Annotated in this window: 19 protein-coding genes; 10 read left to right on the forward strand and 9 right to left on the reverse strand. The window is 35.2% G+C overall.

Annotated elements, in window-relative coordinates:
• Positions 1-240 precede the first annotated feature (240 nt).
• From C8P67_RS22265 to C8P67_RS05400, 3 genes are all read right to left on the reverse strand, one after another.
• Positions 241-768, reverse strand: coding sequence for a transposase (locus tag C8P67_RS22265; RefSeq protein WP_211319888.1), 528 nt, complete (start codon positions 766-768; stop codon positions 241-243).
• Positions 726-1,319, reverse strand: coding sequence for an IS110 family transposase (locus C8P67_RS22270; RefSeq protein WP_211319889.1), 594 nt, complete (start codon positions 1,317-1,319; stop codon positions 726-728). Before C8P67_RS22270 ends, C8P67_RS22265 begins: the two co-directional genes overlap by 43 nt.
• 948 nt (positions 1,320-2,267) lie before the next feature.
• Positions 2,268-2,585: a DUF6922 domain-containing protein gene (locus C8P67_RS05400; RefSeq protein WP_115811175.1), complete on the reverse strand. Its 318-nt coding sequence runs from the start codon at positions 2,583-2,585 to the stop codon at positions 2,268-2,270.
• 179 nt (positions 2,586-2,764) lie between these two features.
• Between C8P67_RS05400 and mobA the strand changes: the two genes are divergently transcribed.
• The 4 genes from mobA to C8P67_RS05420 all read left to right on the forward strand — a co-directional run bounded on the left by mobA (position 2,765) and on the right by C8P67_RS05420 (position 5,451).
• The gene (mobA, locus tag C8P67_RS05405) at positions 2,765-3,196 is read left to right on the forward strand and encodes a conjugal transfer protein MobA (protein ID WP_115811177.1); all 432 of its coding nucleotides are present in this window, start codon (positions 2,765-2,767) and stop codon (positions 3,194-3,196) included.
• Entirely contained in the window at positions 3,193-4,482 is a 1,290-nt protein-coding gene (gene mobB, locus C8P67_RS05410) for a conjugal transfer protein MobB (protein ID WP_115811179.1), read from the forward strand. Before mobA ends, mobB begins: the two co-directional genes overlap by 4 nt.
• 370 nt (positions 4,483-4,852) lie before the next feature.
• On the forward strand, positions 4,853-5,131 hold the full coding sequence (locus tag C8P67_RS05415) for a helix-turn-helix domain-containing protein (protein WP_115811181.1): 279 nt from the start codon (positions 4,853-4,855) through the stop codon (positions 5,129-5,131).
• A 14-nt stretch (positions 5,132-5,145) separates the two neighbouring features.
• Entirely contained in the window at positions 5,146-5,451 is a 306-nt protein-coding gene (locus C8P67_RS05420; RefSeq protein WP_115811183.1) for a helix-turn-helix domain-containing protein, read from the forward strand.
• 93 nt (positions 5,452-5,544) lie between these two features.
• Here the strand turns inward: C8P67_RS05420 and C8P67_RS05425 are convergent, their stop codons facing one another.
• Together C8P67_RS05425 and C8P67_RS05430 are read right to left on the reverse strand one after the other, a co-directional pair.
• Positions 5,545-6,795: a site-specific integrase gene (locus C8P67_RS05425; RefSeq protein ID WP_115811185.1), complete on the reverse strand. Its 1,251-nt coding sequence runs from the start codon at positions 6,793-6,795 to the stop codon at positions 5,545-5,547.
• A gap of 389 nt (positions 6,796-7,184) precedes the next feature.
• Positions 7,185-8,018: an AraC family transcriptional regulator gene (locus C8P67_RS05430; RefSeq protein ID WP_115811187.1), complete on the reverse strand. Its 834-nt coding sequence runs from the start codon at positions 8,016-8,018 to the stop codon at positions 7,185-7,187.
• 94 nt (positions 8,019-8,112) lie between these two features.
• Here C8P67_RS05430 and C8P67_RS05435 point away from each other — a divergent pair, with 94 nt between their 5' ends.
• Positions 8,113-9,285: an MFS transporter gene (locus C8P67_RS05435; protein ID WP_115811189.1), complete on the forward strand. Its 1,173-nt coding sequence runs from the start codon at positions 8,113-8,115 to the stop codon at positions 9,283-9,285.
• 459 nt (positions 9,286-9,744) lie between these two features.
• On the opposite strand, the gene C8P67_RS05440 is transcribed toward C8P67_RS05435, so the two are convergent.
• A complete protein-coding gene (locus C8P67_RS05440) occupies positions 9,745-11,289 on the reverse strand; it encodes an Rne/Rng family ribonuclease (protein WP_115811191.1) in 1,545 nt (514 codons plus the stop codon).
• A 383-nt stretch (positions 11,290-11,672) separates the two neighbouring features.
• A complete protein-coding gene (locus tag C8P67_RS05445; RefSeq protein ID WP_255410990.1) occupies positions 11,673-12,008 on the reverse strand; it encodes an HU family DNA-binding protein in 336 nt (111 codons plus the stop codon).
• An 87-nt stretch (positions 12,009-12,095) separates the two neighbouring features.
• Between C8P67_RS05445 and mutY the strand changes: the two genes are divergently transcribed.
• From mutY to gldD, 4 genes are all read left to right on the forward strand, one after another.
• On the forward strand, positions 12,096-13,133 hold the full coding sequence (gene mutY, locus C8P67_RS05450) for an A/G-specific adenine glycosylase (RefSeq protein ID WP_115811193.1): 1,038 nt from the start codon (positions 12,096-12,098) through the stop codon (positions 13,131-13,133).
• Positions 13,134-13,463: 330 nt separating this feature from the next.
• Positions 13,464-13,904, forward strand: a complete 441-nt coding sequence (locus C8P67_RS05455; RefSeq protein ID WP_115811195.1) for a single-stranded DNA-binding protein — start codon at positions 13,464-13,466, stop codon at positions 13,902-13,904.
• A gap of 23 nt (positions 13,905-13,927) precedes the next feature.
• A complete protein-coding gene (locus C8P67_RS05460) occupies positions 13,928-15,223 on the forward strand; it encodes a gliding motility-associated protein GldE (protein ID WP_115811197.1) in 1,296 nt (431 codons plus the stop codon).
• 8 nt (positions 15,224-15,231) lie between these two features.
• Positions 15,232-15,795 carry a gliding motility lipoprotein GldD gene (gldD, locus tag C8P67_RS05465; RefSeq protein ID WP_115811199.1) on the forward strand — a complete coding sequence of 188 codons (564 nt, stop codon included), beginning with the start codon at positions 15,232-15,234 and terminating at the stop codon, positions 15,793-15,795.
• A 178-nt stretch (positions 15,796-15,973) separates the two neighbouring features.
• Here the strand turns inward: gldD and C8P67_RS05470 are convergent, their stop codons facing one another.
• Positions 15,974-16,354 carry a heavy-metal-associated domain-containing protein gene (locus C8P67_RS05470; protein ID WP_115811201.1) on the reverse strand — a complete coding sequence of 127 codons (381 nt, stop codon included), beginning with the start codon at positions 16,352-16,354 and terminating at the stop codon, positions 15,974-15,976.
• A 99-nt stretch (positions 16,355-16,453) separates the two neighbouring features.
• Here C8P67_RS05470 and C8P67_RS05475 point away from each other — a divergent pair, with 99 nt between their 5' ends.
• Complete coding sequence (locus tag C8P67_RS05475; protein WP_115811203.1) at positions 16,454-17,320, forward strand: DMT family transporter; 867 nt, start codon at positions 16,454-16,456, stop codon at positions 17,318-17,320.
• A gap of 104 nt (positions 17,321-17,424) precedes the next feature.
• On the opposite strand, the gene C8P67_RS05480 is transcribed toward C8P67_RS05475, so the two are convergent.
• Entirely contained in the window at positions 17,425-19,473 is a 2,049-nt protein-coding gene (locus C8P67_RS05480) for a M16 family metallopeptidase (RefSeq protein ID WP_245980380.1), read from the reverse strand.
• Positions 19,474-19,475: the final 2 nt, after the last annotated feature.

Raw genomic sequence — 19,475 nt, forward strand, 5'->3', positions numbered from 1 at the left:
TTCTAAGGGGATGTTTTATCATCCTCTTTTTTTATTTATTACAAGTATCGCTCAATGGCTAAAAAAACCTTTTACTCATAAATAATTACTATAAAAACAACCTTCTATCAGTAGACATTAAATGCTACATTTCGCTTTTTCAATTTTTATAGTTGAGGGCCGCAAACTTCGGATAGTAATCTAGTTACAGTCGGGGATTAAGCGGTCACCTCATATTTGTTGTTGTTTTTATAGCTCTTATTACTTAATACCACAGGCATATATTTTTTCATTTTTCAAAACATAATAAATTCTGTTTAATAATTTTCGTGCAATTCTTATGATGGCTTTATTTGGCTGCATCCGTCTACAATATTCATTATAGGATATGGATAATGCAGGATCAAACCGGATAGTCATCCATGCACATTCTACCAGTATTCTTTTCAATATTTTTTGCCCTCTGAATGTAATTTGTCCTATACTTTCTTTTTCTCCGCTCGAATAAAAGTTGGGTACTAATCCAATATAAGAAGCAAATGAGTCAGTATTTTTAAAACGTGCTATATCCTCAATTTGAGTTAGTAAAGTAATTGCGCTAATTCTGCCAATTCCAGGGATACTTACCAATAAACCAAACTGTTTACTATAGCGTTCTTCTTCGCTTAGATCTCTGATTTTTCTGTTTACCTCAAGCAATAGTTTTCGTAGACTTTCCACCTCGGAAACAAGAAACCCTAAAGAATCTATACCGTATGGTGAAGATAGTTGTACATCTTCCTTAACCATTTGATAAAACGTTTAGTCCAGTGTGTATAAGGGCTCTTGAACTGTTCGGGCATGTCTATTCCGTAAAAGTGAAGAAAAGATTTAACCCTGCATTTTAATCTTACCAGATCCTTTACTAACATATCCCTTGTTCTCACCAGAGAACGGTCTTCTAAAGTTTTTATTTTCAAGACGTGAATTGCATTAAGCTGTCCCGCTCTTAAGGCTCTTGCAATTTTTCTACTGTCAATGGGGTCGTTCTTTTGAAAGAGTTCTTTTTGCGAAGTTGGAACATCAGCAGCGTTAATCACAATACTGTTTATTCCCAGTTCCAGTAATTGATAGTGTGCCCAAAATCCACTAAATCCTGCTTCATAAGCAGAATAGTATTCACAATCGGGAAAATTTCTTCTGAGATAATCCGCTAAAACAGCCGCACTAGGAGGCTGCGTAAAGGTTTTATGAACAATGTTCTCTGTTAAGATTGTCACTGTCCAGCTTTTTAGATGTACATCTATTCCAACAAAAATTTTTTGTTCATTTTCTGTAATTTTGATCATTAGTTCTTGCATAAGTCATTGTTTATTTGATATTTAGTATTCTATATCAAATTTATAAAACCAAATAAAGGCTTATGCCTTTTCTCTTCAACATTTGACAAACATAGCGACTTCGGAGGCGTTTTCCAGCCTCCGCAGGGGCAAGTGGTTTTGAGATGCCGAATTCATTTCAAGCATCTCAAAACACAACTTGCCATTTTCTTTCGAAAATATTATTGGAATGGATTTATTGAAAGGGCTTGATGCCCTTTTTTTATTGTAGTGTGATAGAGTATTGTTTTAGAAATTATTTGGGATCCAGGATTATACAGGACAGTCCAATTATACAATTGTGTTTTTCTTAAAGTCTCAGGAATACTGACTCAATAATTAGCTTATATATCCCTATTTATGGATGTATGCAGGCAATCAGGCAGACAAGTACTCAGGAACTCTTGTATTCAAGCATGTAGGTATGTAAGCATGCAGGTATGTTGGCATGCAAGAATTCAAGAATTCAGGTTTTTATGCCTGCCTGCATTCCTGAATTCAAGAGTGCAGGCAGGCAGGAATGCAGGTGTAAAAGACTGTTATAATCCTGCATGTTTTGTAAAAGCGAGCCTTTAAGCATAAATGCTTTTAAAACTATAAAAGCATAAAACTATAAAAATGCTTTACTATAAAAGCTTAGATTTTTACATATATATTCCTGTCAAACCTCACAAGCATAATTGAACCTGTACAGAAACCAAGAAAAAATACATTTTCAAAAGAAAACAGAAAAACCGAAAAAAAGAAAAAGAAAGCAATTTCACTTGACGGGATTCATGCAAACCAAAAGGAATCGGAATAAGTCCCGAAGGGTGGTTTGTGAGGAACGAGCAAAACATTATGCCGAAGTCTTTTGGTTAGCATAAGAATCCCGTCATAACTTGGGTTTCTTTTTATTTATCTGGACAAAAGCTAAATACTAAATTGAAACTAAATCCAGTGATAGGGTTTGTCTTTGCGGTTCAAGTAACAGTACATTTCTTCTTTTTTAAGTTCGGGAAAGAATTTAAGGGCATCTTCAATGGCATAGTTAGGCAGAAAGTAAATTTCGTCACGGACAGTCGTAATCACTTTTTCCCGACCATAAAAACGAACTATTTCGTCAATTTGATCCTGCCCTCCACGCTCTACAATACGGGCAATTACCATTTTATAGGAACGCTCCCAATTAATCTTATCATAAATAAATTCCCAAAAGAATTTGGGATGAAGATTGGGTATTTCTTTGCCTTTTTTTGTCTTTTTCATACATTAAATATAATGATTTTCTGGGTCTTATACAATTGTTTGCCTTGTAAAAGAATGCCCTTTCCATTAAGAAACACTAAGCCGAACACTTCCAAAAACTGTCATAAATACTAGTCATTTTTGATAATAAAATATATTGGTTTTAAAATTTTAAATTATACCAATAGTCAATAAATGCTATGGAGAGTAACAACAAGACCAACCCGCACAAAGGTGGCAGGCATCCCAAGAAAGATCCCGCAGTTCACCGTTATTCCATCAGTCTCACAGCAGAGGAAAATGCACGTTTTTTGTCATTGTATGAAGCTTCACAAATGAATGTGATGGCACACTTCATTACAGCCTGCATTTTCCAAAAAGGTATTAAGACAATAAAGATTGATAAAGCGGGAATGGATTATTACATGCGCTTGACCACTTTATTCGGACAGTTCAGGGCTGTGGGAACAAATTACAATCAGGTTGTAAAAATACTATACCGCAATTTTTCAGAAAAAAAGGCTTCAACCTACCTGTATAACCTTGAAAAGCAAACTGCAGAATTAGCTGTTTTATCGCAGAAAATTATTCAGCTAACTACAGAATTTGAAGAAAAATACATGAGAGAATGATTGCGAAAATTGGAAGAGGAAGCAACTTATATGGGTCGTTGGCTTATAATCAAAGTAAAGTAGAAACAGGAAATGCCCAGATTTTGCATGCCGAAAGAATAATCCAAACAACGGATGGCAGTTATTCTCTTAGTCAAATACTGAAATCCTTTGAACCTTACTTAGAAGCCAATAGAAAAACTGAAAATCCAATACTGCACATATCCCTGAATCCCGATCCAAAGGATAAGGTAAGTGATGAGGACTTTAAGAACATCGCCCAGACTTACATGGAAAAGCTCGGTTATGGAGAACAGCCCTTTGTGTTATTTAAACATACCGATATTGAGCGCACCCATATTCATATCGTATCGGTTTGCGTGGATGAAGAAGGCAGAAAAATCTCTGATAAATTTGAGAAAAGGCGTTCGATGGATGTTTGTCGGGCATTGGAAAGCGAGTACGGTCTGCATTCAGCTATGGAGAAAAAGGAAAATTCTCAAAATCAAATATTCAAACCAGTAGATTATAAAGCAGGCGATATAAAAAGTCAGATGGCTTCTGTAATACGCCTTCTTCCAAAATATTATTCGTTTCAGACTTTCGGAACATACAACGCCCTGCTTTCTCTTTTCAATATTACTGCTGAAGAAGTCAAGGGCGAATATAATGGAATTCCAAAACAAGGAATGGTATATTTCGCATTAAATGAACAGGGAGAAAAGACAAGTAATCCCTTCAAAGCATCACTCTTTGGAAAAAGTGCAGGTTATATACAACTGCAATCCCATTACGCTGAGTGCAGAAAAAAACTAAAAGATAATCCTGCTAGGGATTCGGTTAAGAACAAAATTGAGCGGGTCATGCAGACTGCAGATAACCAGACTGATTTTAAAAAACAACTGATAAATCAGGGAGTAAATGCAGTACTGCGCAGTACTGCCCATGGGCGTATTTATGGTATCACGTTTATTGACCACGCTTCCAAAACCGTATGGAATGGTTCGGATTTAGGTAAAAACCTTTCAGCAAATGTATTCAATGACTGGTGGAATAACGCTAATAAAGTAAATCTGCCAATAGCTGAAAACATTCCTTTAAAGAACACCGATTCTTTAATCAGGGAAACAAAACAAGCTCATGACTTCTTGGGTTCTTTGGGTGGGGAAGAAATTTTGGAGAACCGTAAGGAAACCATACATATTGATGTATTTGGAGGATTATTGTCCAATCCTCAAGCAGAGGATTTTCAGGAGAATGCCTTTGCAAACCAAATGAAACGAAAGGTAAAACGCAGAAAATTATAGGCTAAAGTTTAGTCCCTAAATGGCTGTTTTTCTTCCAATGTCGGGCATACTGACCTAATAATTAGCTTATAAATCTATATTTACGGATATACGCAGGCAATCAGGTTGGTATGTAAGCATGCAGGAATGCAGGTTTTTATGCCAAAAGCAGTAAAAGTGTATCTATTTACAAGGAAAGAGAAGAATCTTTCAAGAATTCTTAACAAAGGAAGTGTTGAGGTATCCGTTTAAATTTGGCTAGTTTTTATTCTTTTAGGAAGCACTTTTCAAATACTCTATTTGACAACAGTGTGCCAAACAAAGCAACTGAATACAATATTGGAATGTTACATATAAATAACTTTTATTTTCGAATTTAAATTATTTAGATATGGAAATAACAGTTTTAGATATTCAGATTTTAAAGACATTGCATAAAGAAGTAAAGGAAGTTTCTAAATTGATCCAGGAAATCACTTCTCCATACAAGGCATTGCAACAGGCAACGAAATGGCTTGACCAGCAGGAAGCTTGCCAATTACTTAATATAAGCAAACGGACATTACAGACCTATAGATCAAAAGGCATTCTTGGGGCGACACTAATCAATCGGAAAACTTATTTCAGATTAGCCGATGTGGAATTACTGATGCAGGGAGAACAACTATAAAAAAAGCAAAAGAAATGAAACATATTGGAGATTCAAGTGAGAATATGCTTGCTTTATTGGAAGTAGTGGTAAACATCAAAAATGAACTATTGTATATCAAGGAACATTTTCACCCGCTTTTGCGTGGGGAAATTTACTTGAGTGGCGAAAAGGTCTGTGAAATACTTCACATTAGCAAACGTACCTTGCAACAGTACAGAGATGACGGATTGATTCCCTTTATCAAACTCGAACGTAAAATCCTGTTCCGAGAATCGGATATCATCAAGATATTGGAGGGTAATTACCAGAGTTCGATTGAAATCAAAAGAATACTTTAAAATCGTATTCTAAACAGCTAAATATAAAAAAACAGCCCATTGTTACACTTAAAACAATGGGCTGTAATGTATTATTGAAATACATTGTTCTTCTTATAAGCTTGTCACAAAAGAGCGTTCCATAGCTTCAAACTTGTGCGATACCTTTTGCATATCTTTTCCAACTTTCTCGTTAAGCACTTTTGCGTAAATCTGTGTGGTGGCAATGTTTTTGTGTCCCAACATTTTACTCAAACTTTCAAGGGGAACACCTTCGCTTAAAAAGAGAGTAGCAAAGGTATGGCGCGCCAAATGAAAGGTTACTTTCTTCTCTTTAAGGCAGTCTATTAATTTAGATATGACTCTTAATCGATTATTACAGGTAGCATTTGCTGGTACTGGGAATATTTTTCCATCTCTTGATAATCCTGCATACTTCCCGATAATCATTTTAGGTATTTCCAACAGCATTACATTGGATGATGTAGCTGTTTTTTTCCTGCGAACGATAATCCATTTATTACCATCAAAGAACTCTTGAATATTACTGTTTTTAAGTCCTTTTATATCCGAATAGCAAAGCCCTGTAAAGCAACTGAAAACAAACAGGTCTCTGACCAATTCATCATTTCCTTTTTCGCAATTGAATGTTACAAGCAGTTCCAATTCGCTGCGCAACAGATAACCTCTATCTTTATCTTTTTTTGTGTTCTTGTATTCACTGAGCGGATTAGAGAATAGATGCTTTCTGCCGATTGCCAATCGGCACACTGCTGTAAATCCAAGCATGTAAATCCAAATCGTGTTATGCGTTAAATTTTGGTCGTCACGCAGGTAATAATCAAAGTCCTGAACAAAATCAGGAGTAAGATTGTTAAATGATACATCCGAACAACCATATTTTTTAAAGACAAAACTCCTAAGATGCCTCAAAAGTGTTGTATACTTAGTATGTGTGCCTTTTACCCGAAGTCCGTTGTTAACTTTTTTCTCAAAGTCTAAAAGAAACTGTTCGAAGAATTTGAAAAAGGTCAGTTCTCCACTTTCCATACCGAGAAAGACATTTTTAAGGTTAGCACTATTTACAGCTCCTTCGTTATTTAGTATTTTAGAATAACATTCCTCAATATCCAAACGGATTCTATCAAGCTTGCTATTCATGCCTAGGGCTTCACGGCTTTTCCCTAAAACCCTACCGTACTTCAAGTCCCAATTTGATGCGGAAATATCTAATTTTGTACTGAATGCAGACTGGTTGCCATTTACGGTAATCCTGCACATAACTGTAATCATCCCATTTTTCTTTGGGGCATTCTTTTTAAGGTAAAACAATACCTTAAACGTTGATTTTTTTGTCGTTTTCATACTCATAATTCTTAATGTTAAAATTAAACTTATATGAGCTACGAAACAATACGAAACACAAAGCAATAGACTGAAAAACAGTATTTTAAAACAATTGTTTCATTTTTTAAGAGTAACGTTTTGGTAACCTTACTTTTTCAAAACCTTGCTTTTTACTGCTTTTTATCATATTACCAAAATCACAAAATGGCTGTAAAGCCTTTATTCTACAATCGTTTTGCCTGTTTTAATCTTTGATGTATTTTTGTAAAAACTTTTCTTTAAAAATAAAAAGATTACTTCACTACGCTTTTATTTTTATCGGTGTTCAGTGAATTTCGTTTGCAGCGGATAGCTAGAAATCGAAGATTCAGCGAAGCTAAATAGTTCCTAATAATGATTAAATTTTACTATAATTTCTTCACTTCGCTAGGCTTCAAGTTTCTTTGTTTTTTGAAGTAATTAGAAAGATGGCTTTCATCGGTGAAACCAAATTCAAAGGCAATTTGCTTCATCGATAATTGCTTATTCAGAATTCTTTTTTCAATCAATTGCACTCTCAATTTGTTGATGTAATCCCTGTAGCTTAGCGAAAAATTTCTTTTGAAATACGTTCCAAAATAACTTTGGGAAATGGTAAAATGATCAGCTATAGTTTTAATCTGAACTAGTTTTGGGTTGTAGATATTCTGATGAATATAGGAGATTATCTGATCGTTGTCTATTCCTGATCCTGTGATCTTTATGTTCTGTTGTTGCAGGCTTTCTTTTATTAACCCAAAAATGGATAGGATTTGATAAAAGGCAATCGGTGAAGTCGAAATATGGTCTTTGCAATTGTAAGTCCTGATGTTATCTATTGTGTTTTTTAATATACTCGCATGGGTTTTATCCAGTTTCAGCACATTTTCTTTGAGGGACTTATCACGCATGAAATTCTCGGGTGTATTGAGCAGAAATTCATCGCAGGACAATTTTTTATTCGAATTAAAATAGGTGTCGGTAAATTTTATAAAGAAAAAGCGAGTTCTTTTTTTAATGTCAAAATAGTGTTCATCATCGGTTGAGATTACAAATAAATCGCCTGTTTTGTAAGGAAGTAAGTTGTTATTCAACTGATGAATTCCACTGCCTTTGATGATGTAAATAATCTCGTAATAGGTATGACTATGAGTTGGCAGGTGATATTTGTCCTCCTCAAATTCATCAATCATTAAAGTGTCGAATTGATTTAATTTTTTCATAGCCGATTGTTGCAAGTTTATATTGTGAAGTTACAATTTATTTGATGGTTTTTGTGCCTAATTTTGCAAAAGACAAAAATTACTATAAAACGATATGAAAAAAAGCTTGATCTCACTCTCTTTGGGTGGTTTGACGATAGGGATTACAGAGTTTGTGATGATGGGGATTTTACCCGATGTTGCTTCGGATTTAAATGTTAGTATACCAATTGCGGGATACTTAATTTCGGCTTATGCGCTTGGCGTGGTTATTGGTGCACCTTTGTTGGTTATTGGCGCCCGAAATTATCCGCCGAAAAAAACGCTTTTGATTTTGGCAGCCATGCTCGCCTTCTTTAATTCCTTATCCGTAATTGTACCCAATTATGAATTATTTATTCTAACCCGATTGTTATCTGGGTTACCTCACGGAGCCTTTTTTGGTGTGGGTGCAGTGGTTGCCAGCCGACTTGCTGATAAAGGAAAAGAAGCTCAAGCAATATCCATTATGTTTGCCGGATTAACAATTGCCAATCTTATTGGAGTGCCTATCGGAACCTATATTGGGCATCATCTTTCCTGGCGCTATACTTTTATCCTGATAGGTATTTTTGGAATACTTACATTTATTTCTCTTTATTTTTGGATGCCAAATCTGTCTTCCAATGATAGGGTTTCAATGAAAACACAAATGCAGTTGTTTAAGAAAATCGAGGCTTGGTTGGTGATTCTCATAACTGCGATTGGAGTGGGAGGATTGTTTTGCTGGATTAGTTATATTGCACCTTTACTGACTGAAATTTCAGGTTTTGATGCCGCCAATGTGCCTTATATATTGATATTGGCTGGTGCCGGAATGGTTGTTGGAAATATTGTTGGAGGTAAATTAGCCGATACATTTCCGCCAAGCACGACACTTATCACTTTGTTTTTACTGATGGCTTTGGATTTGGCAATGGTATTTTTCTTTTCCTCAAATCCTTATGTTAGTTTGTTTTTGGTGTTTTCAACAGGTTGTATTTCATTTACTTTTATTGCCTCCATTCAAATGCTGATGCTTCAGGTTGCGGTTGGTGCCGAGATGATAGCTTCGGCAGCAATACAGGCATCATTTAATATCGGAAATGCTTTAGGGGCTTTCTTAGGCGGACTGCCTCTGATTGCGGGATTTAGTTATGCATCGCCAAATTTAATTGGAATAGGAATGTCATTAATGGGAGTTTTGTTTACTGTGCTGTTGGTGCAGCGAAAGAAAGCAGCATTAAAACTTCAAACGATCAAGATTTAATAAGCTGCTGAATTCGTTTATTAATTATTTGGAGCAGAAAGATTGGTATTTTCAAGAAGTATCGTCCCGCTTTTCGCTTCAATCTTATAAGTCGAACCCCGGCTTATAAGGATTTCCGGTTCAATCGGGGCTAACAATCAACATATTGCTTTTTTGTAATTTTCTAAAAAAGGCAAAAATGATCGAGTTGAGGTTCTATATAAAAGATATTAAATCACCTTTCTAATCTCATGTGAAAGGTGATTTTTTTATTTCAATTTTTATGATCTGCTGTTCTGAAAAACAAATTCCTTAGCCCAGATTGCTTCGCCAGTTCGCTTCGCTCGTGTGCAGTGGAAATCCTTTTTATTTTTTCTTTAAAATAAAAAGATTGCAACGGATAGCTGGAACTAGCTCCCAAAAATTATTTGAAAAAAGGCCACAAAAAAACCGCCAATCTTTCGAAAAGCGGTTTTTGTTTTATTCGTTGATAACATTTCCTTTTTTGTCATAGAAATGGTACTCTAAATACGTGTAAGCGTCACGTGGTATGATTTTTACCCATTTTTTGTGTTCAAAAAACCATTTTGAACGCAATGATGGAAAACCTTTACTGAGGTATGCAGCCACAAAAGGATGTACATTAAGCACTACGTTTTTGTGGGTTTTTAATACTCTTTCAAGATCGGAAGCGATTTTGTCAATGATTAAAATCGGCGCTTCAATTTCGCCGTTTTCATTGTTTGGATCTTCTTCTCTTGTTTTGATAATAACTTCTGGTCTTACGCGTTGTCTGGTAATTTGGACCAACCCAAATTTACTCGGTGGTAAGATTTTGTGTTTCGCTTTATCGTCGCTCATTTCTTCTCTCAAGAAGTCGAACAGGACTTTTCGATTTTCGGGATTCGACATATCGATAAAATCAACTACTATGATTCCGCCCATATCTCGCAGACGTAATTGTCTCGCTATTTCGGCGGCTGCAATCATATTGACTTCCATGGCTGTGTCCTCTTGGTTGGTGGCTTTGTTAGAACGGTTTCCGCTATTTACGTCTATAACGTGCAAAGCTTCAGTGTGTTCTATGATAAGATAAGCTCCTTTACTCATGGAAACGGTTTTTCCAAATGAAGTCTTGATTTGTCTCTCTATATTGTATTTCTCAAAAATAGGAGTGTCCTTGGACTGATAGAACTTAACAATTGATTGTTTGGACGGTGCAATTTCCTGCAGATAATCCTTTGTTTGGTGGTACAACTCTTCATCATCGATCTGGATACCGCTGAAGGTATCATTAAATACATCTCTTAATATAGAAGAGGCTCTGTTGAGCTCTCCCAAAATTTTGGATGGATGATGAGCAGTTGGTAATTTTTTACACATTGCATTCCATCTGCTTAGCAGGTTCTGCAAATCTTTTTCTAATTCTACTGTGCTTTTGCCTTCGGCTACTGTGCGAACAATAACGCCAAATCCTTTTGGTTTGACTGATTGTACAAGACGTTTCAAACGTTCCTTTTCTTTTTTGTCTTCTATTTTCTGCGAAATAGAAACGCGGTCAGAAAACGGAACCAAAACAATAAATCTTCCTGCCAGAGAAAGCTCAGCGCTTAATCTAGGGCCTTTGGTCGATATTGGTTCTTTGACGACTTGCACCAAAACAGACTGATTAGCACTGATTACATCTGTAATTGTACCGTTCTTGTCTATCTCTTTTTCAAACTGAAAGTTTTTAAGGGAGAAATCTTTTATTTTACCTGCGCTTACAAGTTTTATGAATTTCAGCTGGGAAGCTAAGTTAGGTCCTAAATCGTGATAATGTAAAAAGGCATCTTTCTCGAAGCCTACATTTACAAAAGCAGCGTTAAGTCCAGCAACGGGTTTCCTTATTTTGGCAATAAAAATATCACCAACCTGAAAGTTGCTTTTCTCTTCTTCCTTGTGTAATTCAATTAGTTTTCCATCTTTTAATAAGGCAAAATCTACGAAATCAGAACTAGAACGAATAATTAATTCTTTGTTCATTTGTAAATTTTTATCCGAACTTATTGGTTGTCGGTTGTTTGTTGTTTGTTGTTGGAAAATCCATCAACTATCAACTGCCAGCCATCAACTTTTCAAGCAAGGATGGATTAAACAATAATTAAACAGGTTTTGTACCCGGTGATTTTTAGTTTGCAGTATTCAGATTTAAGTTTGCAGTGACTAAATACTGCAGACTGAATACTGTTTTACTGAAAATCGATTTCAATGAACGTTTAAAAAAGAAAAAAGTAGTTTAAAACTACTTTTTCTTTTTGTGACGGTTAGCTCTCGCTCTTTTTTTGCGTTTGTGCGTTGCTACCTTATGTCTCTTTCTTTTTTTACCACTTGGCATATCTAATAGATTTTATAATTAATTAATAGTGTTATTTTGCTTCGTTGTTCACTTTTACACCTTCAACAAAAACTTTAGCAGGTTTGAATGCAGGAATGTTGTGTGCTGGAATTTTGATAGTGGTATTTTTGGAAATATTTCTTCCAGTTTTTTCAGCTCTTGTTTTAACGATAAAACTACCGAAACCTCTTAGGTAAACATTGTCACCAGTCTCTAGTGAGTTTTTTACTTCGTTCATAAAAGTCTCTACGGTTGCTTGTACATCACCTTTTTCAAGACCTAATTTTTCTGAAATCTTCGCTACGATATCTGCTTTCGTCATTTTCTTCCTTTTTATTATGTTGTAATAATTTTTTTGAGTTTGCAAATATATGAATTTAAAAAACAATAAATCAACCTAAATCGTTAAATTTTAATTACATAAACAATTACTTTTGTTTTCTAAAATATTAAGATGAATTTTTATAATACCTTAATTAAGTGGTACTTGCAGAATAAACGCGATCTTCCTTGGCGAAAAACAATCAATCCATACCCAATTTGGCTCTCCGAAATCATGCTGCAGCAGACAAGAGTTGCGCAGGGAATGCCTTATTTTTTGGCTTTTACAACTGCTTTTCCGACTGTTTTTGATTTGGCAGACGCCGAGGAAGAAAAAGTACTGAAACTTTGGCAGGGATTAGGCTATTATTCACGTGCCCGTAACCTGCACAAAACCGCGCAGATAGTCGCTCATGAAATGAACGGCATATTTCCAGATAATTATAAGGACTTATTAAAACTCAAAGGTATTGGCGAGTACACCGCTGCTGCAATCGCATCCTTCTCCTATAATGAATGTGTTCCAGTGGTAGACGGAAATGTGTTTCGAGTGCTTTCTCGTTATTTTGATATTGAAACCGATATTGCTCAGGCTTCCGCCAAAAAAGAATTCGCTGCTTTGGCTTTTGAGTTAATGCCAAAAGATAATCCTGCGCAATTCAATCAGGCGATAATGGAATTTGGAGCCCTGCAGTGCGTGCCGAAAAATCCTAACTGCACTGAATGCGTCTTTAATACCAGCTGTCTTGCTCTTAAGAAAAAGAAAGTGGATCAATTACCTGTTAAATTAAAGAAGACAAAAGTCCGAAACCGTTACTTTAATTATATAGTAGCTGTCGATGAATTGGAAAACACCGTCATCCAGAAACGCACTGCCAAAGGAATCTGGCACAATCTATATGAATTCCCTTTGATCGAGACCGACAAAGTGGAGGATTTCGAAATCGTAGCCCAGCAGATTAATCAGCAATTTTTTCAGGAAAATGCAATCGAGAGCCTGATGGAATATAATGAAGAAAGTATCATTCATAAACTCTCGCACCAGCATCTGCATATCAAATTTTGGAAAGCAAATTTAAAAGGCACAATCGAAAACGGAATGAACATCGAAACAGCCAAAACGTTTCCGTTTCCAATAGTCATTCATAATTTCATCGAAGAGGAGCTGTAAAATAATTTACTTCGTCAGTTCGCTAAAGCTCGTGTGGGGGTGACCCTATAAAACAACGGGGCCACTTTATAGGAACGCGTATTCGGCCCCATTGCTTTATAGCGTCGGGCTGTCCGCGTTACTTCGGTAACCAGCTTCCATCCCTCACCCGGAGTCAGAAAGCGACAAGTTTTTGTTTTTTAAATTGAAAATTGTGTAAAGTCAGTTTTGATTATTTCTGTAATCACTCAGATTCAGATGTAGATGAAACTTTTAAAACATATACTCTGATAAAACCTATAAAAAATGTTTCAAAAAATAATGTACCTTTGATAGAAATACCACAAGATTATGAACGGAACATTAAATAAAGTGATGCTTATTGGGCATCTTGGCGACGATGTCAAAATGCATTATTTTGAAGGAGGAAACTGTATTGGCAGGCTTCAATTAGCAACAAATGAGGTTTATATCAATAAAACCACCAACGAAAAAATCACTTCTACAGAATGGCATAATCTGGTTGTTCGTAATAAAGTAGCAGAAATTTTTGAAAAATATCTTTCAAAAGGGGATAAGATATATGTGGAAGGGCGCATTAAATCACGGCAATGGCAGGCAGAAGATGGCTCGACCAAACATACGATGGAAATTCAGGTAGTTGAATTTACTTTTTTGACAACCAAAAAAGATGCTGAAAGTAATAAGGCATTAAGTTCTTCAGAATCCCTAAAAAACACTAACTTTGACCCTCAAAATAACGGCTTGCCAATCAATGATTTGCCGTTCTGATTGTTTAACTAATTTATACCAATTTGGATCCAGAGCCCAGTTTTGAGATTGCTTCTCAAGTTGATCTTACTTTAATATTCGGTTTTATCGGAATTGTTATTCTGCTGTTTTGTTCAGCGATAGTCTCAGGCGCTGAAGTAGCTTTGTTTTCCTTGTCACAAAAGGATTTAGAAGATTCTATTTTAGAAAATAGTTCTAAGGGAAAAATTATTGCAAGGCTTTTAGAAAAACCAAAAAAATTGCTGGCAACTTTACTTGTGGCTAATAATTTCATTAACATTGGTGTGGTTATTTTATTTTCTTTTGTCGGTAAAGATATTTTTTCAGCGATAGATTCTCCCGTTTTAAAATTCACAATCGAAGTAATTTTAGTAACTTTTTTACTGTTGCTTTTTGGAGAAGTTTTGCCAAAAGTGTATGCCAGCCGAAACAATGTTAAGTTTGCACAATTAATTGCATATCCCATTTCTGGATTAGACAGGTTTTTATCTCCTGTAAGTACTCCAATGCGTTCAGTTACTTTGTTTTTGCAGAATAAATTAGGAAAACAAAAGACAAATTTTTCAGTAGACCAGCTTTCACAAGCATTAGAATTAACATCCAATGATGATACTTCAACTGAAGAACAGAAAATATTGGAAGGAATCGTGTCTTTTGGAAATACGGATACTAGACAAGTAATGAGTCCAAGAATTGATGTCTTTGCTTTAGAAATTACGGAGTCTTTTGCATCAATCTACCCCAAGATTATTGAAAAAGGATTTTCGAGAATTCCAGTTTATAGAGACAATATAGATCAGATAGAAGGCGTTTTGTTTGTCAAAGATTTACTTCCGTATATTAATAACGTGACTTTTGATTGGACAGCCCTATTACGTGAGCCTTTTTTTGTTCCCGAGAATAAAAAATTAGACAATCTGCTCAAAGATTTTCAAAGTATGAAAAGTCATTTGGCAATTGTTGTTGATGAATATGGAGGAACATCTGGACTGGTTTCTTTGGAAGATGTTATAGAAGAGATAGTTGGCGATATCAGTGATGAATTTGATGATGCGCCTGTTAATTTTTCAAAACTTGATGATAGAAATTATATTTTTGAGGGTAAAATAAATCTAAAGGATTTCTACAGGATTATTGATGTTGATGAGGATTTATTTGAAGAACAAAAGGGAGAAGCAGAGACATTAGCTGGATTTATTCTGGAGTTGTTAGGTAATTTTCCAAAAAAGGGACAGAAAATAGTTTTTGAAAACTGCACGTTTGTTATCGAATCTGTAGATCAAAAAAGGGTTAAACAAATAAAAGTAACGATTGAATAAAATAAAAAATGCTTAAAAAAATTACCTTTCTTGTTGTGTTTTTTGCATTCTTCTTGTTAATAGCCGGATGTAAAAAAGACGTTTTGCCTAAGCCTTCCAGTTATTTGCGATTGGATTATCCTGAAGCGGAATATATTGGTTTTAAAGGGAATTGTCCATTTGAATTTGATGTGAATTCTAAAGCAGTTGTGAAGGAAGATGCGGGCTGCGGTTATTCGATCACTTATCCAAAAATGAAGGCAACTATCTATCTTACTTATAAACCGGTACGTAACGATGTTAATAAACTGCTCAGAGATGCTCAAAAATTAACGTATGAGCATGTTATAAAAGCAGATGATATATTGGAACAGCCATTCGTCAACCCCGATAAAAAAGTATATGGGATGTTTTATGAAGTAGATGGAAATGCAGCAACAAACTCTCAGTTTTATGCTACAGACAGTATTAAGCATTTCGTGACTGGCTCTGTTTATTTTTATGCAAAACCTAATTTTGATTCTATTATGCCGGCTGCGAGTTATATTAAGAATGATATGCAGCGTTTGATGGAAACATTGAAGTGGAAGTAGTTATAGTATAGATAGCAATATTCAGAAAGCAGATAACAGTTAGTAGTTTTTAGGTAAAAATCGCAACCAAAGTCTTTGCGAGGAAGAAAGCAATCTTACTAAAATAGGATTTATACAACAAAGCCCACGATTTAAATCGTGGGCTTTGTTGTATTTACGTGTTTAATAATTTGTCGTTTTACGACTTCATATTAGAGACTTTGTACGTTTTTCCGTCACCAGTTGCCTGAACTACTTTGGTCAAGCTTTCGGGAGTTTGAACGGTTTTGTCAAAAGTTACGGTAGCTAGTTTTTTATCAAAATCAACTTTGGCTGTTTGTACGCCGTCAAGTACTGTTAATTCTTCCTGAATTGTTGCAGCACATCCTACAGCACAAGTCATTCCTTCGATACTGAAGCTAGCGGTCTGAAGATTTTCGGGAGCAATTTCTTTTTTAACTTTCGGTGCTGTAGTTTCTGTAGAAGCAGTTTCTGTTTTTACTTCGGTTTTATTTTCTTTACAGCTGGCAAAAAGCAGTCCTGAAAGTGCTATAATTGCGATTGATTTTGTGAAGTTCATTATGTTGAGATTTTACGTTTTAATAATTTGATACAAAAATAATTAAAAAGGAAGTGGTGATTGCTAAATTTATTACAAATTTGCATCAAAATTAAATTTATGATATCAAAGCAGCTGAAGTGGATTTATTTGTTGGTGTTGTCTCTTATATGGGGGAGCTCTTTTATATTGATAAAAAAAGGACTAATTGGATTGACTGCTTTTCAATTGGGTTCTTTACGGATTATTTTTGCAGCGCTGTTTTTACTTATAATTGGTTTTAAAAGTTTGCTTAAAATTCCAAGCCATAAGTGGAAATATATTGCATTAACCTCTTTGTTTGGAACATTTATTCCGGCTTATCTTTTTGCAATTGCCGAGACTCAGATTGACAGTTCAATTACCGCCATTTTAAATTCGCTGACACCGCTTAATACTTTGATTCTGGGAGCTGCTTTTTTTGGAATTACTTTCAGAAGAAATCAAATATGGGGCGTTGTTATTGGACTTGTTGGCTGTTTGCTTTTGGTTTTTAACGGAGCAGTTAATCATCCGGAGCAAAATTATTATTATGCTGTTTTGGTTTTGATTGCCTCTATTTGTTACGCAACAAACGTTAATTTGATTAAGAAATATTTATCCGATTTGACTTCTTTGAGTATTACAACGGGAAATTTTTTGGTATTGCTTTTTCCTGCTTTGGGAATTTTGTTTTTTACTGATTTATTCGAAATTGTTCATGTTGAAAAAGTACAGCATTCCCTTTGGTTTATATTGATTTTAGGTGTTGTTGGTACAGGAATTGCAAATATTATCTTCTTCAAATTAATTCAAATGTCATCGCCTGTTTTTGCAACATCGGTTACGTATTTGATTCCGATTGTTGCTATTTTTTGGGGAATGCTCGATAATGAGGTGCTGACATTTGTTCAATGTATTGGCGCTTTCATTATTTTGATAGGAGTTTATTTATCGGCTAAGAAATAATTTAATTATTACTGTTTAGGTATCTGAATTCTAAAAAATGAATTAGATATAAAAAAAATAGACTGCCAATTAGCAGTCTATTTTTTTTGCAAATAAATATTTAGTTATTGAAAATCGGTATCTTTTACACCTTCATTGATGGTGATTTCAGACATTTTGATGTTTAATTCAATGCCTACATTCTGAATGATAGTAAAAGGAACTTTTACGCTTTTTACTTCCTTGTAATCTTCAAAATTAGTTGTGACGTTCATCGTTTGTCCGCCTTGTTCTATAATTTTTGACTCAGATAATTTTAAACCTGTTTTAGTGTCATAGAAATAAGTAGTTTTTCCGTTTTTGATTGCATAGGCGTCATTGCCATTAATGTTTTCAATTCGGTCAATAGTAAGGGCTGGATTTTTTAACAGCAATACTTCCTCAAATGGAGTTGCAGATGCTTTCATTTCGGCTAATTCAGCACCTTCAAAATCTTTGCGCTGGCCTTGCTGGATGGCATAAGCTCCTTTTTGATTGACTACTTGTTTCATCACGCTCATAGGTCCCATTGCAAGTTCTACTAATGAATTTCCTTTTGTATCTGTTTTTGAAGTAAATGTTAGCGGAGACGGAGCCTGCGGAATTGAGGTCGATCCTTTCATAGCTATAGATTTTACTGATGTTACAGCTTTATCTCCTCCAATTGCTTTGATGTAGTTTTCAAGTACATTTTTGGCTGTAATTCCCGCTGGGATTTCTTTTTTCAAAACTGGTTTTTCCAATGGCGTGCCATATTTGTCAAAATAGAATATAGGAATGTTTAGTTTTTCTAATCCTGGTCCTATTTCCGAACCTTTTCCAGCAATTACAATTCTGGTGTTGTCAATTAAGAAGTATTTGTTCGCAACACGCAATACATCATCAGCTGTAACAGCATTAACTGTTTGGATGTATTTTTCATAAAAATCAGCAGGAAGATTTTCTGTCTCGATATTTAATGCATATCGTGCTACTGATTGCGGTTTTTCTACCTGCATAACAAACCTTCCAATATATCCGGCCTTTACAGTTTTCAATACTTCATCAGTTACTTTTTCAGTTCTGATTCTTTTTATTTCTTTGATGAATTCAACTACTGCACTGTCGGTTACCGCATTTCTTACAGCAGATTTAGCATAAAATTTTGTAGTGTATTTGCCGGCTCCAACATTTGATCTTGCTCCGTAAGTCCACGCGTGTTTTTCGCGCAGGCTCATATTTAAATAACTATTGAAATCGCCTCCTAAAATTTGATTAGCAATTACTGCAGGGAAAAAGTCAGGATCGCCCATTTTTAAATTTACAGTGTTAACCAATGTAATCTCTGACTGAACTGCATTTGGAACATCAACTAAATTGATTTGTAAATTTGAAACATTTACTGGTGCGTCATATGACGTTTTTGGAGCACTTCTTTTTTCCCAAGAGCCAAATAATTTTTCTACGGCAGTTTTTACATTGCTGTATTTAATATCACCGATAATTACTAAATATGCATTTTCTGGCACGAAATAGTTGTGGTAATTGGTTTGGACATCAGCTAGTGTGATGTTGTTTAATGTTGCTTCGGTGACAAATTCTCCTGATGGATGGTTTTTTCCAAAAGCTAAAGCATCAACAACTCGATTAGCAATTGCAGGAACGCTCTTTTCTTCGGCTTTCATTCCTTCAATTAATTTGGCTTTTTCTTTGTCAAATTCTTCTTGAGTGAAATTAGGATTCAGGGCTCCTTCTGCCATTAATTCTAAAACTCTTCCGCTGTATTTCGAAAGTGAATTTGCAGTAGCTCCTTGGGCACTAAAGTAGATATCGGCTCCCAAAAAGTCTATTTCTTCATTGAAGGCCGCTTTTGTAGTTTTCTTGCTTCCGTTTCCAATTAAATTGCTGGTTAATTGATCTACTCCTTTTTTATTTCCTTCGGCAAATGGTGCGTTGTCTAGGGTTAAGTTGAAGGAAACTCGAGGTAATTTATGATTTTCTACCACCATTACTTTCATGCCATTAGCCAGAACAAAAGTTTGTGGTTTTTTGATGTTGATTGTAGGTGATTTTCCGGGCTTAGGCTGCGTGCGGTCTTGTGCTTGCATAATTCCTGTTACTAACAAAAGGATGAATATTATACTTATTTTTTTCATGA

The sequence above is a fragment of the Flavobacterium aquicola genome (assembly GCF_003385115.1).
Taxonomy (GTDB): domain Bacteria; phylum Bacteroidota; class Bacteroidia; order Flavobacteriales; family Flavobacteriaceae; genus Flavobacterium; species Flavobacterium aquicola.

Coding starts and splice junctions, on each gene's coding strand:
- C8P67_RS22265 (WP_211319888.1), bottom strand. CDS start 768: ATGGTTAAGGAAGATGTACAACTATCTTCACCATACGGTATAGATTCT.
- C8P67_RS22270 (WP_211319889.1), bottom strand. CDS start 1,319: ATGCAAGAACTAATGATCAAAATTACAGAAAATGAACAAAAAATTTTT.
- C8P67_RS05400 (WP_115811175.1), bottom strand. CDS start 2,585: ATGAAAAAGACAAAAAAAGGCAAAGAAATACCCAATCTTCATCCCAAA.
- mobA (WP_115811177.1), top strand. CDS start 2,765: ATGGAGAGTAACAACAAGACCAACCCGCACAAAGGTGGCAGGCATCCC.
- mobB (WP_115811179.1), top strand. CDS start 3,193: ATGATTGCGAAAATTGGAAGAGGAAGCAACTTATATGGGTCGTTGGCT.
- C8P67_RS05415 (WP_115811181.1), top strand. CDS start 4,853: ATGGAAATAACAGTTTTAGATATTCAGATTTTAAAGACATTGCATAAA.
- C8P67_RS05420 (WP_115811183.1), top strand. CDS start 5,146: ATGAAACATATTGGAGATTCAAGTGAGAATATGCTTGCTTTATTGGAA.
- C8P67_RS05425 (WP_115811185.1), bottom strand. CDS start 6,795: ATGAAAACGACAAAAAAATCAACGTTTAAGGTATTGTTTTACCTTAAA.
- C8P67_RS05430 (WP_115811187.1), bottom strand. CDS start 8,018: ATGAAAAAATTAAATCAATTCGACACTTTAATGATTGATGAATTTGAG.
- C8P67_RS05435 (WP_115811189.1), top strand. CDS start 8,113: ATGAAAAAAAGCTTGATCTCACTCTCTTTGGGTGGTTTGACGATAGGG.
- C8P67_RS05440 (WP_115811191.1), bottom strand. CDS start 11,289: ATGAACAAAGAATTAATTATTCGTTCTAGTTCTGATTTCGTAGATTTT.
- mutY (WP_115811193.1), top strand. CDS start 12,096: ATGAATTTTTATAATACCTTAATTAAGTGGTACTTGCAGAATAAACGC.
- C8P67_RS05455 (WP_115811195.1), top strand. CDS start 13,464: ATGAACGGAACATTAAATAAAGTGATGCTTATTGGGCATCTTGGCGAC.
- gldD (WP_115811199.1), top strand. CDS start 15,232: ATGCTTAAAAAAATTACCTTTCTTGTTGTGTTTTTTGCATTCTTCTTG.
- C8P67_RS05470 (WP_115811201.1), bottom strand. CDS start 16,354: ATGAACTTCACAAAATCAATCGCAATTATAGCACTTTCAGGACTGCTT.
- C8P67_RS05475 (WP_115811203.1), top strand. CDS start 16,454: ATGATATCAAAGCAGCTGAAGTGGATTTATTTGTTGGTGTTGTCTCTT.
- C8P67_RS05480 (WP_245980380.1), bottom strand. CDS start 19,473: ATGAAAAAAATAAGTATAATATTCATCCTTTTGTTAGTAACAGGAATT.